8 protein-coding genes and 1 pseudogene are annotated in these 15546 nt (G+C 49.3%); 6 read left to right on the top strand and 3 right to left on the bottom strand.

Annotated elements, in window-relative coordinates; translation table 11 throughout:
- Positions 1 to 2 precede the first annotated feature (2 nt).
- The 6 genes from modB to AC0J20_RS17655 all read left to right on the top strand — a co-directional run bounded on the left by modB (position 3) and on the right by AC0J20_RS17655 (position 10534).
- Positions 3 to 695: a molybdate ABC transporter permease subunit gene (gene modB, locus AC0J20_RS17680; protein ID WP_473022729.1), complete on the top strand. Its 693-nt coding sequence runs from the start codon at positions 3 to 5 to the stop codon at positions 693 to 695.
- A complete protein-coding gene (gene modC / locus AC0J20_RS17675; protein ID WP_473022728.1) occupies positions 685 to 1785 on the top strand; it encodes a molybdenum ABC transporter ATP-binding protein in 1101 nt (366 codons plus the stop codon). The genes modB and modC overlap by 11 nt, the downstream gene beginning before the upstream one ends.
- Positions 1782 to 2501, top strand: coding sequence for a 4'-phosphopantetheinyl transferase family protein (locus AC0J20_RS17670; protein ID WP_473022727.1), 720 nt, complete (start codon positions 1782 to 1784; stop codon positions 2499 to 2501). Before modC ends, AC0J20_RS17670 begins: the two co-directional genes overlap by 4 nt.
- A gap of 238 nt (positions 2502 to 2739) precedes the next feature.
- The gene (locus tag AC0J20_RS17665) at positions 2740 to 6381 is read left to right on the top strand and encodes a M36 family metallopeptidase (protein ID WP_473022726.1); all 3642 of its coding nucleotides are present in this window, start codon (positions 2740 to 2742) and stop codon (positions 6379 to 6381) included.
- A gap of 386 nt (positions 6382 to 6767) precedes the next feature.
- The gene (locus tag AC0J20_RS17660) at positions 6768 to 8174 is read left to right on the top strand and encodes an MATE family efflux transporter (protein WP_473022725.1); all 1407 of its coding nucleotides are present in this window, start codon (positions 6768 to 6770) and stop codon (positions 8172 to 8174) included.
- A gap of 317 nt (positions 8175 to 8491) precedes the next feature.
- A complete protein-coding gene (locus AC0J20_RS17655; protein ID WP_473022724.1) occupies positions 8492 to 10534 on the top strand; it encodes a TonB-dependent receptor in 2043 nt (680 codons plus the stop codon).
- Here the strand turns inward: AC0J20_RS17655 and AC0J20_RS17650 are convergent.
- The 3 genes and pseudogenes from AC0J20_RS17650 to sbcD all read right to left on the bottom strand — a co-directional run bounded on the left by AC0J20_RS17650 (position 10531) and on the right by sbcD (position 15482).
- A complete protein-coding gene (locus tag AC0J20_RS17650) occupies positions 10531 to 11361 on the bottom strand; it encodes an SbcC/MukB-like Walker B domain-containing protein (protein WP_473022741.1) in 831 nt (276 codons plus the stop codon). The genes AC0J20_RS17655 and AC0J20_RS17650 overlap by 4 nt on opposite strands.
- Positions 11362 to 13434: 2073 nt before the next feature.
- A pseudogene (locus AC0J20_RS17645) lies at positions 13435 to 14241 on the bottom strand (AAA family ATPase); the annotation flags it as partial.
- Positions 14238 to 15482 (bottom strand): exonuclease subunit SbcD, encoded by a 1245-nt coding sequence (gene sbcD / locus AC0J20_RS17640; RefSeq protein ID WP_473022723.1) that lies wholly within the window; start codon positions 15480 to 15482, stop codon positions 14238 to 14240. The gene sbcD and the pseudogene AC0J20_RS17645, both read right to left, overlap by 4 nt.
- Positions 15483 to 15546: the final 64 nt, after the last annotated feature.

The raw sequence follows: 15546 nt of genomic DNA, 5'->3' as shown, positions 1-15546 counted from the left end.
CATTGTTCTCTGAAGCAGATATCACCACCCTATGGCTCACCTTAAAACTCGCCAGTGTCGTTACTGTGCTGTTGTTACTCATAGGTACGCCCATCGCCTGGTGGCTGGCGCGGACGCACTCCCCTGCTAAAAGCATCATTGGGGCGATTGTGGCACTGCCCCTGATCTTACCGCCCACGGTGCTGGGCTTTTACCTGTTATTATTTATGGGCCCTAACGGCGCATTTGGACAATTTACCACAGCCCTGGGACTGGGGACGTTACCCTTTACTTTTTGGGGGTTGGTGGTGGCCTCATTGTTTTATTCACTGCCCTTTGTGGTGCAGCCGATTCAAAATGCGTTTGCTGCCATAGACGAACGTCACTTCGAGGTTGCAGCGACCCTGGGAGCAACACCCGTTGATCGGTTTTTGAGTATTGCCCTGCCGATGGCGCGGCCGGGATTTATCAGTGCCGCGATTCTGGGTTTTGCCCATACCGTCGGTGAATTTGGCGTTATTTTAATGATAGGTGGCAATATTCCAGGCGAAACCAAGGTCGTGTCGGTACAAATATACGATCACGTCGAAGCACTGGATTACGCCAGTGCCCACAACCTTTCTCTGTTAATGTTAATTTTTTCCTTCACGGTGCTGTTGTTTCTCTACAGCTTTCAGAAAAAATGGCGACTGACGGGCATGAATTATGGCAATTAACCCGGTCGCGACAGACATGGAAATCAGATTGAAACTGTCCCGCAACTCAGGGGCAGCTCAACACTTTGAGCTCGATGTGGATTTGCACATTCCCGGCACCGGCATTACCGCCATTTATGGCGCATCCGGTTCCGGGAAAACCACGCTATTGCGTTGTATAGCCGGGCTGGAGACGCAGGCTCAGGGCAGAGTTCGCATCGCCGCAGACACCTATCAGGACAGCCATATTTTTGTACCTGCCCATCAGCGCAAAATTGGTTACGTGTTTCAGGAGCCCAGCCTGTTTCCTCACTTGTCGGCGGAGCAAAACCTGCAATATGCGCAGCGCAGAACCCGAACACCGTTGGCAGAGAAACAGCTGCAGGAGTTGCTGGAGGTGTTAGCTATCAGCCCCTTGCTATCCCATCGCCCTGATCAGCTGTCAGGGGGAGAGAAGCAACGTTTCGCCATTGCCCGTGCGGTGCTAAGTAATCCGGACATATTGTTGCTCGATGAGCCTTTATCCGCACTGGACACGGACAGAAAGCGGGAAATCCTTAGTTATATCGAGTCTTTACAACAGTTTCTCGCCATCCCGATGCTCTATGTCAGCCACGCAGAATTGGAAGTGGCGCGCCTTGCTGAGCAGGTGATCATTATGGATAAAGGACACGTTAAAAACGTTGGCGCGGTGAATACAATCTTTAAGCAACCGCTATCTGACTTATCCGGTGATTGCACTGCGTTATTGCAGGGTCAGGTGGAATCTGTTGAGCAAGACTACCACTTAGCGAAGGTCAAGGTGGATTCCAGCGACATCTGGGTGGCCAGTCACAACCTGTCACCCGGTGCTACAGTGCGGCTTTGTGTGTGTGCCAGGGATGTCAGCATCAGCCGGATTCAAGAAACGCAATCCAGTATATTAAACAAAATAGCATCCGAGATTAGCCAGATTCAGACGGGGGATGAACCCGGAACCTGCCTGCTTACCCTGGCCTGTGGTGAGCAAAGATTGTTTGCCAAAATCACCCGAAAATCTCTGGATACACTGGGACTGGCAACAGGTCAAAAAGTATGGGCACAGGTAAAATCGGTGGGGATTGTGCAATGACAACAACCGCGGACAACTTACCCGGATTGCTCCCTGTTACGCGCCTTGACTGGCAAATAGCCGGGCAGCCGGTGCCGTTGTTCTTTGCGGAAATTCCCTCCGCAGAGGCCACCCGAACCGATTATATACAACAGTATAAAGCCTGGTTACCATCGCCCCTGGTTTCGGCAAACGCCTCCCGACAGGCTGAATTTATCACTGGCCGATTGTGCAGCGCTGCGGCGTTAGCCGTGCAGGGTATCGAGCATCATGTTGTGGGCAGCAATACCGACCGCTCTCCCATCTGGCCAGGGGGTATTCGTGGCGCAATTTCCCATAAAAACCACCTTGCTGTGGCCGTTGCCAGTAATAACGCGCAATTCGTAGGGATTGATTTGGAAGTGGAACTTTCTGCTTCCCGAATAGCACGCATCAAGTCAAAAATTATCGACCAACAGGAAATGGCCATTTTAGAGGCTGCAGACATAGACTTTGTCGCCGGTTTTACCCTGGTATTTTCCGCCAAAGAAACCCTGTACAAGGCAATCTACCCCTTTGTAAAACGTTATCTGGGTTTCAGCACCAGTAAATTAACAGGCTTTACTGACGATACTTTGACCCTGGAGCTGCGCCCGGATATTGCGCAGTTTGTGCCGCACCCCGCGAGTTTCAGCATAAAACACCGACACTTCAGGGATTTCAGGCTAACGTTACTGATCTCCAATCCACCTGTCTGAGCAGGCAACCTGGGTTCAGTTAATGAAACTGAATCAATTTGTAAATTATTGTGAACAAGCGTGAACTATTTGCGTAAATCAGTATTGCATTTTTGTGCAACTGCGGGGTAAAGTGCTAACCGCTCATCGAGATTTTCACTCTTGCGACAGAACAAAATTGGCGGAAAAAGCCTTTGGAGAGTGGACGTTATTAATCGGGAGCAAATCCAAAAACATATCCAAACATGAAGGAATAACAATGAACAAGCTTCGTCCCTCAACTGTGGCGTTGCTGGTATCCGCAGCACTCTCTTCGACTGCGGCAAGTGCCAGTTTAAACCACGCTCATTCTCATACGCTTTCTAATTTTGACCACGCTGCGGCAAGCCAATTCAAGGCGAACAGTTTATCAGTAGCAGCACGTGAACAGGCATTGGCCGAGCGTGCCACCACTACCGGATTAAAAAGTCACTTTGATGCCAAAATGGGTAAAGCCACTTTCCTTTGGGCACCAAAAGGCCAAAGCAAACCCAACTTAAGCATGATTGCGCCAGAGCATAAAAATGCCTATGCGGCCTCCTATTACCTGAACTCCCTAACAGGGTTTAGCTCTGAAGAAAATGCCGTAAACCGCGCACAGCTTGCTTACATTCACGATACTAACAAGGGTCCGTTAGTTGCGAAATATCGTCAGCAATTAAATGGCGTTGCGGTTTTCAATAAAGAATACAACATCGTTATGGACCGTGAACACAACCTGGTTGCCGGTTCTGGCTACCTGGGTAATAAGGTAACTGCGGCCCAGGCACTGCAACTTTTCGGTAGTTTCAGCACCCCTGAAGCAGCGGTTCTGAAAGCGATCGCGGATCTGAGTGGCGGTAAAACTCAGGCGACCTTAAACATCGCTGAGAAAAAAGGCGACTATATCCTGTTTGACGCTACAACGACCGCAGGCCAGCAGGTGGTAGGTCAACCACGTGCCAAGCAGGTGTTTTATGATATCAACGGTGAACTGGTGGCAGCTCACTACGTCGAAGTGAAATTAGCCCATATCGAAAACCCACTGGACAGCGTTGACTACAGCTTTGTTGTTGGTAATACCGGCAAAGTTCTGTTCCGTAAAAACCTGATCTCTCATGCCAGTGAAAGCAATAATGCTGAATTCACTTACCGCGTTTGGGCGGAAGCTGACGGCTTCCCTTATCAGGGTCCTCACGGTAAAGTTATTCCGGCGACCGAACAAGGTAATGATACTACTGTTTACGCTGAGCAACCGCTGGTGACTGTTGATAATTACAGCAAAATCAGCACCGACGATCCCTGGTTAACTGCCGATGATATGTACACCTATGGTAACAACGTGCTGGCTTACGCTGACGTAGTGGCACCACAAGGTTACAACGCAGGTGATATCATAGTGTCAACCACTTCAGATATGACTTTTGACTATCCATTTGATGAAACACAGCGAGCTAACAGCTTTGTTAATCGTCAGTCTGCGGTTGTTAACATGTTCGTGGTGAATAACTTCTTACACGACTGGTGGTATGACCATGGCTTCGATGAAGCCGCAGGTAACGCTCAGTTAGACAACTACGGTCGCGGTGGTGTTGAAGGTGACCCACTGGAAGTGCAGGCACAGGATTATTCTGGCCTGAATAATGCCAACATGGCTACTCCAGCCGACGGTGGCAGCCCGCGTATGCAACAATATCTGTATACCTCTAAAGATGCGGTAAACGGTGTTGATCAGGGCATTGATATCGTTTCTCACCCAGGCTCATTAGGTGTGATGCAATCAACGCAATTATCGTCCTTTGGTCCGCAACAATATACCGGCGTTAGTGCTAACCTGAGACGTTTACACGATGACAACGCAGTAGACAGCGGGTCAGAATTTGATGGCTGTGAAGCAGCAGTCAATGGTTACGCACTGGAAGGCCGCATCGCCATTATTGACCGTGGTAGCTGTGCATTTACCCAGAAAGTACTCAACGCTCAGGCGGCAGGTGCGATTGGCGCAATCGTTGTAAACAACGTAGATGATGGTACGCCAGCGCCAATGGGTGGTGAGGATGCCACTGTTACTATTCCGAACTTAGGCCTGAATTATGAAGAAGGTCAGGCCCTGTACGCCCGTATGGCAGCAGGCCAGCAGGTAACCGCTGAAATCTTCAGCAAATTCCCGTTGAAAGATTCTTCCTTTGACAACGGTATTATTGCTCACGAATGGGGTCACTATATTCAAAACCGTCTGGTGGGTAACGCCAGTGGTTTAATTAACTTCCAGGGCCGTTCAATGGGCGAAGGCTGGAGTGACTTCCACAGCCTGATGTTTATCATCAAAGAAAGCGATGCCGCAATTCCTGGCAACGAAGAATGGCAAATGCCATTTGCTACCGGTACTTATGTTGAAGATTTCTACACGGGTATCCGTCGAGCGCCTTACACACCTAATCAGGACATCAACCCACTGACCTTTGAGCACATTACAGCAGGTGCTGAAGTACCCGGATTGTCGCCAACTAATGGCGCTTCACCACACGGTGCCGGTGAAATGTGGGCGGCGGTTCTTTGGGATGTCTACGTAAGACTGTTGAACATGTATGAGTTTGATGTTGCCGAAGCGCGTATGGCCGATTACCTGGTAGCCAGCTATAAAGCCACGCCAATCGCACCTACCTACACAGAAGCACGTGATGCATTGCTGGCAGTAATGTATGCAAACAGTGCCGAGGATTACACTGCCGCAGTTGCAGCTTTTGCAAATCGCGGTATGGGCTTTGGCGCAGTATCTCCTGAGCGTTTCAGCGAAGATAACTCAGGTGTCACTGAGTCATACACCACGACAATTGCATCATATAGCGCCAGTGACCTGACACTGTCTCAGGACGGTATTGCTGTTTGTACTGCCGATGACGTACTGGATGCGGGTGAAACTGCCAATGTATCCTTTACCGTTAAGAACAACGGTAGTGAAGTATTGAGTGGTGCAACAGCACAAATCGCAGTGACAGGTGACCACGATGTGACCCTGGCTAACGATGGTCTGGTAACATTCGGTGAAATTGGTCTGTACGAAGAAGTAAGCAGTGGTGATATTGCCTTTACGCTTAATTCTGCCGGCACAGGTGACAATATCGAATTTACCGTGACTTTCCTGGAAGCTGTTGAAGGTGATGAAATTGTTGAGCCAGCCGCTCTGTCTTCTTCTGTCACTGTCAACTATGACTTCGTGAAATCTGAACTGGTGGGAAGCTCAGCCGTCGACAATATGGAAACCCTGGCGACACTGGATAACTTCAAAGAAAACGTCATGTATGGTGGTGACGCTGCCATCGGCACGCAAGGCTTTGACACCGTAAACATCGGTTTCTTCCAGGCGTTTAACCCTGACGTAGATTTAGGTACGCAAGCCATGTACCTGAATAACAACGCCTTCCAGTCTGACGTTGCGGTAGAAACCGACATGGTTGAAGTTGCCTATGGTCAGGACTTCTCCATCAACTTCTGGCACTTCTACTGGCTAGAAGAAGCATGGGATGGTGGTGTTGTTGAGATCAGCATCAACGGCGGCGCCTGGATGGATGTTCTGGAAGCTGGCGGTACCTTCGCAGTAGGTTACAACTACGACGAACTGATCGAAAACTCCTCGCAAGCTCTGCAAGGACGTCCGGTATTCACCGGCATCAATGGCGACCTGGCGACCTTCAACGGTAACATGGAATCCATCAGTTTCGGTGATGCTCTGAACGGACAAACAGTACAGTTCCGCTTCAGAATTTCTTCTGACTTTACAGCCAATGAGTTTGGCTGGGTAATCGATAATGTTGAATTCACCAATATCGAAACCTCGGTCTTCTCTGAAGTAGTTGCAGGTGACGCAGTTTCCTGTGACTAATTAGTCAGTAGTATGCGAAATACAAGGCGCTCTTTGCTAAGAGCGCCTTTTTTGTTTGCCGCAACCGGTTATTATATCCTGTGTATCAATTTGTAATCCTTCAAAAAAGCCGTTGACTTAATCGCATTATCAGGGCAAGCTCTGCCTACTACTTTCACCGGAGCAGTCCAATGAACAATGTAATCCACTTCATTTGCGCTGATATTGTGCCCGCACAACCGGTCTGTAGTGTCCTTTCCAAAGTCAGCTAACCTGACGCAATAAAAGACACATTCACCAACCTCAGAGCAAACCATCAGTCCCGAAAAGGTACTGTGCATTACTGACTATTTTTTAAATCAGCTGCAGAAATACGCCTGCATGCTATTCGCTTAGTGGATTAAGCAATGACAAAACAAACGAATAAACCTGGACTTTGGCACCTGTTTCAACAAGCTGTCAAAGGCAATGTGCAATACGACTTTACTCAAGGCTCTATCGGCGTCGCTGCCTTTTTGTTAGCGGTTCCCATGGTGCTGGAAATGGCGATGGAATCCATTTTCGCTGTCGTCGATATCTTTTTTGTATCCTCTCTTGGTCATGAGGCGGTCGCCGTGGTAGGTCTCACTGAAGCGGTTTTAACCCTGATTTATGCCATCGCCATCGGGCTAAGTATGGGGGTAACGGCATTGGTCGCCAGACGCATTGGTGAAAAGCAACCAGAAAAAGCCACACTACTGGCCGGACAGGCACTATGGCTGGGCTTATTGGTTGCCCTGTTGGTGGCCTTAAGTGGTGCCTTCTTTGCTGCAGATATTTTACGCCTGATGGGAGCAGACAGCGCCGTGGTGGCCATGGGCGAGAACTACACCACCATTATGTTATGTAGTGCGATTACCATTCTCTACCTGTTTATCATCAATGCTATATTTCGCGGGGCCGGTGATGCATCCATTGCCATGCGGTCGTTATGGCTGGCAAACGGTATCAATATCCTGCTGGACCCTATCCTGATATTTGGCTGGGGACCTGCACCGGAAATGGGGGTAACCGGTGCGGCTGTAGCAACCTGTATTGGCCGGGGTGTGGGCGTAATATATCAATTGTGGCATTTGTTTAATGCCGGCAGTCGAATACACATTGGCTGGCAACATCTCAGACTAAAAACCGCCGTATTACTAGACCTTATCAAGGTATCAACCGGCGGGATCTTGCAGTTTTTGATTGCCACTGCCAGTTGGGTGGTGTTAGTCCGCATCGTTTCTGACTTCGGCAGTGCAGCGGTAGCAGGCTATACCATCGCCATCCGGGTTGTGATGTTTACCATACTTCCCGCCTGGGGTCTCAGTAATGCCGTCGCCACGTTAGTGGGTCAGAACCTGGGAGCAGGTTTGCCGGAAAGAGCTGAAAGATCAGTCTGGACAATCGCCAAATTTAACCTGATTTTTATGTTAACTGTCGCGGTTGTTTTTATTGTTTTCGCGTCACCAATCATTGCCTTGTTTACCCAGGATCCGGCGGTACTCGCCAGCGGTGTTTCCTGTTTGAGAATGGTGGCCTACGGCTACGGTTTCTTTAGTATAGGTATGATACTGGTACAGGCATTTAATGGTGCGGGAGATACAATGACCCCTACCAGAATTAACTTCTTCTGTTACTGGCTAACACAGATCCCACTCGCCTGGGTATTGGCCACGCAATGGCATTTTCAGGCAGAAGGTGTCTATATGGCCATTCTCGTGGCTGAGTCTATGATTGCCATCGTAGGCTTTGTCATTTTTCGTACCGGGAAATGGAAAGAAGTCATGGTATAACAGTTACAGAAAATGACAGGTTGCGAAGCTCGCAGCCTGTCATTGCTCCTGTCGCAAAATTTATCACTTTGCCTCTCAAAAATAGCTCTGTCATTTACCAAACCTGAGTCAGTTATTTAATTGAACACAGTTCATTAATAAGAATTCTGCGCTCAGAGCGAAGGAGTCGAACAGTGCCAATGTGTAATCAAGTTAATTTACAACCGTTCAACGCTTTTCAGCACATTTAGCATCTTTGGACAGATTGTTCGGGCATGGTTCCATTCGACGTCAATTTCAGTAAAAATACCGACCTACCTTCGCCATGAAATTTTTCTATGACACAACACCTGCTAACCGGTCTGGCGTTTGCCATGCTGTTTTCGCCTTTAATTCATGCTCAGCAACCGGATGAAAGTCTGGAATCCATTGTTGTTACCGGCACACGCACTAACACCACATTAAGTGAGTTGTCAGGCAATATTACCCGGGTTTCACAACAGGACATCAACCAGACCCAAAGCACCCATTTCAGCGAAATTATGCATCAGGTAGCGGGTGTCTGGATTAGCCGTGGCAATGGTCAGGAACACCTCACCGCAATACGCTCTCCGGTGTTAACCGGTGCCGGAAGCTGTGGCGCATTTTTGGTTGCACAGGATGGCATCAGTGTCCGGGCGCCAGGGTTTTGCAACGCCAATCAGTTATTTGATGTCAATGCTAACCAAGCGCAAGCTATTGATGTTGTCAGAGGACCGGCAAGCGTGATCTATGGCAGCAATGCAGTACACGGCGTCATCAATGTTGTTTCTCCCGATCCTGCTTCATTGCCCCGTTTTTCCGTCGATATGGAAGCTGGTCCCAATGAATTTGGTCGCCTTTCCCTGCGCATGGCTGAACAATTTCAACAGCACCAGTTTGCGCTGTATGGTTCGGTAACCGACGACGGAGGCTATAAAGTTGACAGTGGCTATCGTCAGGACAAACTCAATGTCCTGCATCAAACAGAACATTCACAATTTAACATCAAAAATGTATTTTCTTATAGTGATCTGAACCAGCAAACTGCCGGTTTCATTCAGGGCTTTGAAGCTTATAAAGATGACGCATTAAAACGCCTTAACCCCAACCCGGAAGCCTACCGGAACAGTCGCTCGATGCAGGGGTACAGTCAAATTGAGTTTGCCTTTAACGCATTCGACCTGGTGTTAAAACCCTATTTTCGTGCCCACGATATGCAGTTTCTGCAACACTTTGTGCCATGGCAGGCCACCGAGGAAAATGGCCATAACAGTGTTGGTTTGTTAACCGCGGCATCACTTAAAAAGACCACTTACCAGTTGACCTTTGGTCTGGATCTGGACGCCACCCATGGCTGGCTTCGTGAATTTCAGAGTGAAGAATTCAGTGCCTCCATTCCACAGGGCGAACACTACCATTACGACGTCAATGCACGGGTAATTTCTCCCTATATTGACAGCCGATGGTATTTAACCGATTCGCTGACACTCAATGCCGGTATTCGCTATGACCATACGCGATACGACTACACGAACAAGCTGGCGGACGGTATAGCCTGTGCATCCGATGTGGAAGACTGCCGCTTTATCCGCCCCGCCGATCAACAACGTGATTTTAGTAATTTTTCCGGGAGACTGGGTATCAACTACGCCATTTCCGGGTCACATATGCTCTACAGTCAACTGAGTCATGGCTTCAGAGCGCCTCAGGCCACGGAGTTATTCAGATTGCAAAACAACCAGCGCAATGCGCCGCTGGATGCGGAAAAAATGTTGAGCATTGAACTGGGGTTTCGTGGGCAACTCCTGGAAAATGCAGCTTTATTTTATGATATCAGTGCCTATGCTATGGGTAAGTCTGATCACATATTTCAGGACACCGAGCGACAGAATGTCAGTGCCGGCAAGACCTCTCATCGGGGCCTGGAAGTTGCGGTCAACTGGCAACTCTCCGCTCACTGGAAGGTTAATGTAGCGCTGGATGCCAGTCGACATCGCTATGAAAATAATGTCGCCATTGCCCGCGGTGTAGACATCAGACACAACCACATCGACACGGCTCCGGAGAAAAACGCCAGTGTCAGTCTGCAATGGCAGGCAGACTATGGCAATGCCGAGCTGGAGTGGGTTTATCTGGATGACTATTATCTGGACCCGGAAAACAGCGCCCGCTATGAGGGCCACCAACTGGTGAATCTGCGCACCAGCGTACCAGTCAGTGACAATTTCAAATTATCCTTGCGCATCATGAACCTGTTCAATCAGGATTATGCTGAAAGAGCCGACTATGCGTTCGGTAATTATCGTTATTTTGTTGGTGAACCACGCGCTTTGTATTTACAGGCCCATTATTCGCTTTAGCTGGCGGGAATCCTGTCAGCCCGGAACCTTGGTTCAAGTTCGCTGACCCCCAGGCCGTTTTTCTTCAGTACTTTTATTTGTACCGGAATACGGTCTTTCATAGCCTCAATATGGCTTATTACGCCTATGGTTTTACCTGATGCATTGAGGTTGTCCAGGGTATCCAGCGCCAGATCTACGGTTTCAGCATCCAGGGTGCCGAATCCTTCGTCCAGAAACAGAGAATCAATACTGGTTTTATGGCTCACCAGATCTGATAAGCCCAGCGCCAGGGCCAGACTGACTAAGAAACTCTCTCCCCCCGACAATGTCTTGGTATCCCTCTGGCTGTCTGCCTGCCAGGTATCCACGACTTTTATGCCTAAACCGTCTACCTGTTCCCGGGTTAACAAATAGCGACCGTGCAACTGCTGCAGACGACGATTCGCCAAATGGATCAGGTTATCCAGGGTTAAACCCTGTGCAAACTTGCGGAATTTCTCACCTTTTGCATGGCCGATAAGATCATACAGATATTGAATATCGTCATAACTAACGCGAAATTCGGCAATCTCCTGAGCCAGCGCCGACTGGCTGCTCCGGGTTTGATCATCTCTGCTCAACTGATTGCGCAATTCCCCCAGTTGTTCAGCACACTGTTGCAACTCACTGGCCAGTCGCTGTTTTTCCGCCAGGTAAAAACTGACGGCCTGTTCGGCCCCGGTAAAATCCTGTTTCTGTGGTTCTGTACTCTGCTTCTGATGTGCCGCCAGTTTCTGCTCGACGGCATCATACAAGGTCGCAGCATTCTGGACAGCCGTCAGTAATCGCTGTTTTTCGGCCTGCATCTTTTGCAGCTCTTCCGTTGAACACAGCGCATCCATAAACTGCTGCTCATCAACAAACTGACTCTCGCTCAATGCCTCCTGAAAAAGCTGCTCTGCCTTGCTGAGTTTTTCACTGAGTTCCTGAATCTGTTGCGACAGGCTTTCCAGGCGATTTGTAATACTGATATCGCGATGCTCAGCATCCCGCAAAGCAATGCGTTGTAGCTCCAGGTCTTCACGACACTGAGTCACCCTGGTTTGCGCCTGTTGCACAATTTGCTCACTGGATTGTGAACCCGCCAGTACCTCCTGCCTGCTGCGCAATTGTTGCGCCTGCACACGCAGGTCGTGCAGATCTTGCGACAAGGTTTTATTTTGAGACTGTTGCGCAACGCATTGACTCTGATGATAGCTAAGCTCTGACCCCAGCTTGTCGATCTGACCGGATAATTGCTGCTGCTCCGATTGACGGCTGTGATACCGTGCCTGTTGTGTGGCAACCTCCTCAAACCATTCAGGGTCGGGTACCTGTTCGATGGGGACAGGTAATGGCAATTGCCCTAATTCCGCTAACAACTGCTGCGATTGCTGTTGCTGCTCTGTGTTTGATTGCGCCAACTCTTGCAATAACTGTTCATTTTGTTCCTGATACACCTGCCATTGATGTTGTTTAGCCTGCAATTGATTATCGGCCTCTGACAATTGCCCCTGGATACTGGCCAGTTGTTTTTCCATTTCCAGCGCAGCATCCTGCAGTCGGCTGTAACCCTCCAGTTGGGTTTGCAATGTCGACAACCGGCCCTCAGTTTGACTGCAAAGGATACTCAGTGCCTGCTGGTCTGAAACCTCTACCTCAAGGGTAAAGTCCTGTTTTGCCAGCAAATCTTGCCATTGCTGTGTAACAAGCGCGCTTTGCTGCTGAGCCTGTTGTGCGGCTTTCTCCGCCTGACGACACTGTTCACTTAGCGCTTCCAATGCTTCCCGGGCGGCGGTTCCCTGCGCTTTTGTCTCTTCAAGTTCCCGCTCAGCGTCGCGCTTTTCTGCAAAAATCGTGGTGTCATCAACACCGGCCAGTTCCAGATGATGTTTTTCCGAGCCGCATAGTGGACAAGGCTCCCCTGCCCTGAGCAGGTCCCGGTACTGAGCAATCTGAGCGCTTAAATCCAGTTGTCGGGTAAGACTTTTCAGCAACTTATCTTGTTGCTGGTAGGTTTGTCGCAGTTGCTCAACCTGCTGTTCTGACTGAGTTAATTCTGTTTTTCGGGTGTCTGCTAAGTCACGCTGTTGCCGGTATTCCTGTTGCTGAGTCTGCCATTGTCGTTGCAGCTCCTGCAAGCGCATAAGTATCGGCAATTGCCGGGCTAAACGTTGATTTTCTGCCACCAGCTCTGTTCGGCGCGCCGCTGTCATGATGTCGTCACGCTGTTGCTGCAATAACAGCAATTGCTCCTGCCTGGCAGCGTGGCTGGCGGATATTTGCTGCATGTGCATTTCAGCCTGTTGAATGGCCACACCCAGCGTTGCTATTTGTTGCTTTACCGCCTGCTGCCGCTGTTGTTTATGTTGTTTTTGCTGTGCAGTTTTTTGCAGCTGTGCCGCCTTTTCCCGCCAGCCAGAAAGCAGATTACCTATGTGCCCTAACCAGGCTTTGTCCGCCAGCCAGTCATTGAGCCCCTGTAATGCAGCCTCTTGTCGGGCTTGCTGTTGTTGCAGTTGTACTTTTTGCGTCTGCAATGCCTCAAGTGCGGACTCGCCTTGTTGCTGTTGTCGCTGCCCTTCCTGAATTTGCAACGCTACGGCACTGATATCTTTTTCCAGCGGGATCAGTTCCTGTCTGACCATTTTTTCGGTTTCGGCTAATCGTTTGCTGGCCTCGGTAAAGGCACTTTGTTTATCTTGCAGGGTCTGCTCTGCGTTGATTTTTAGGGACTGACACTGCTCTTTTTCCTGCTCGGCACTGGTACTTTCCAGACGCTTTTGCTGCAATTGTGATTTACAGTCAACGATGACCTGCCAGTCCGGATTGAGCGTTAATGCCGCTTCGGCTTTGTCCAGACGCAGGAAGCTGTCAGTCTGATTTTCCAGTTGAACCTGAGCCTCATTGAGTTGTTGCTTGCTATGCTGAAACTGCTGTTCCAGATCCTGTCGTTGTTGCCACCAGTGCAACTGACTTTCTGTACTGAGTAGTTGTGATTTCAACGCCTGATGATGGCTATCGGTATTATCCAGCTCCTGGGTTAATGCTTCACGGGCTTCTGTTGATAACAGCTCTGCACTGGCCAACCGGGTTTCCATGTGTTCCAGTTGCCGCCGGGCCTCAGAACGCTGTTCAGCGACACGTTCAGAGATTTTGCCATATATTTCAGTACCGGTGAGTTCTTCCAGCAAAGCAGCCCGCTCTTCTTCCCGGGCATTTAAGAACGCGGCAAATTGCCCCTGTGACAACATCATGGAACGCGTGAACCGGGCAAAGTCCAGTCCGGTGATCTGTTCAATCAGTTCCGCTTTTTGCTTGATTTGCGACGCCAGGATCTGACCAGAATGCACTTCAGCCAGTTCCACATCTGCGGGTTGCAACTTACCGTCGGCTTTGCCCCGGGCACGGCGCATCGACCAACTGGCGCGATAGGCTTTGCCCTTAACATCAAATTCCACCTCGGCACGACATTCGGCGCATCCGCGGGTCATAATTTCATTGCTGGACTGACTCAATGCCCCAAGGCGCGGTGTTTGATGATAAAGCGCGACACAGATAGCGTCCAGAAGTGTAGTTTTACCGGCTCCGGTGGGGCCGGTAATGGCAAACAGGCTGTTATCACTAAACTCAGAAGCAGTAAAATCGATAAACCAGTTGCCACGCAATGAATTTAAATTGGAAAAGGCCAGTGACAGAATTTTCATGGTGCGCTTCCTCCGTCTGGCTCACTATCCTGCTCCAACGTCGTTTCAATCTGGCTAAACAAGGTTTTTAATCGGGCAATCCGTGCTTTTTCATCCTGCTCAGAAAACGCTTCCAAAGCCAGACGCCGCTCAAATACGTCCATTGGAGTCAGCTCATTCAGCGTTTCTACATAGTCATCCGCCAGCACCTCTCGGCGATGTTTTCTGGCCCGGGTGATCTGCAGTATTTCGATTGCGGTGTTTTCTGTCATTTGCTGAAAGCGCTGCTGAAGATCCGACAGAAAGTCTTGCTCTGTCACTTCCAGGCTCAGCCAGATGGAAGTCTCTTTGTCCAATCCGGAAATTTGTGCTTCCAGTTCATTGAGATTACCTTTGAGCTTTTTCATGGCCTGAAAACAGGGCACAGTAACAGGCTCAACGGAATGTAGCTTGTCCTTTTCAAAACACACCAAATTAATGCTTTTGGGCTGATTGAGTTCGTCGAAGCTCAGCGGAATGGGGGCACCGGAATAACAAATATGCGCATTGCCGGCCACCTGTTGCGCTTTGTGAATGTGCCCCAGTGCTATGTAATCAGCATTGGGAAAATCACTGGCGGGAAATCCGTCCAGACTACCGATATAAATGTCGCGTACTGATTCAGTTTGTGAAACCCCTAACGCGGAAAGATGCCCGGTCATCAGCACCGGCAGAGTTAAACCCTGTGCTTGTTGCAATTGCCTGGCCTGCTCAATCAACTGTTGATAATGTGCCTTAATTGCCTCCCCCAGTTGGTGTCTTTTCTCCAGTCCAGATTGTGCGGCACTGCTTAGCAGTACATCCCGGGGACGAATAAAGGGCACCGGCGTAACGACAAGACCGGGCGTGCCCGAATCGTCTTGCAGCAGCAACAGTGCGTCTTCAGTTTTTTCGCTAACCTGACTAATGACATGGGTATTGAGGTGTTTAAGCAGATCTTTGGATTCATTCAGAACCGCTACAGAATCGTGATTTCCGGCCACAAAAATCAAGGTACAGTTTAAACCTTGCGCCCCAATAATAAATTGGTTGTATAGTTCCCGGGCATAACTCGGCGGAGTGCTGGTATCAAAAATATCGCCGGCCACCACCAGAGCATTCACCTGTTCCCGCGCAATAACTTGCAGTAACCAATCCAAAAACTGTTGATGTTCGTTTTTGCGATGACGGGTATAAAAATGCTGACCTAAATGCCAGTCAGAAGTGTGAATGACTTTAAACATATTCAGTGGAATTATCTGTGGTGAAAATCAGAAGCTATCGGGCTACTAAAATATACCGTAAGTT

The organism is Planctobacterium sp. R6 (genome assembly GCF_055755215.1).
Note: the sequence above shows the minus strand (reverse complement) of the source record. Positions and strands in the feature narration are given on the sequence as shown.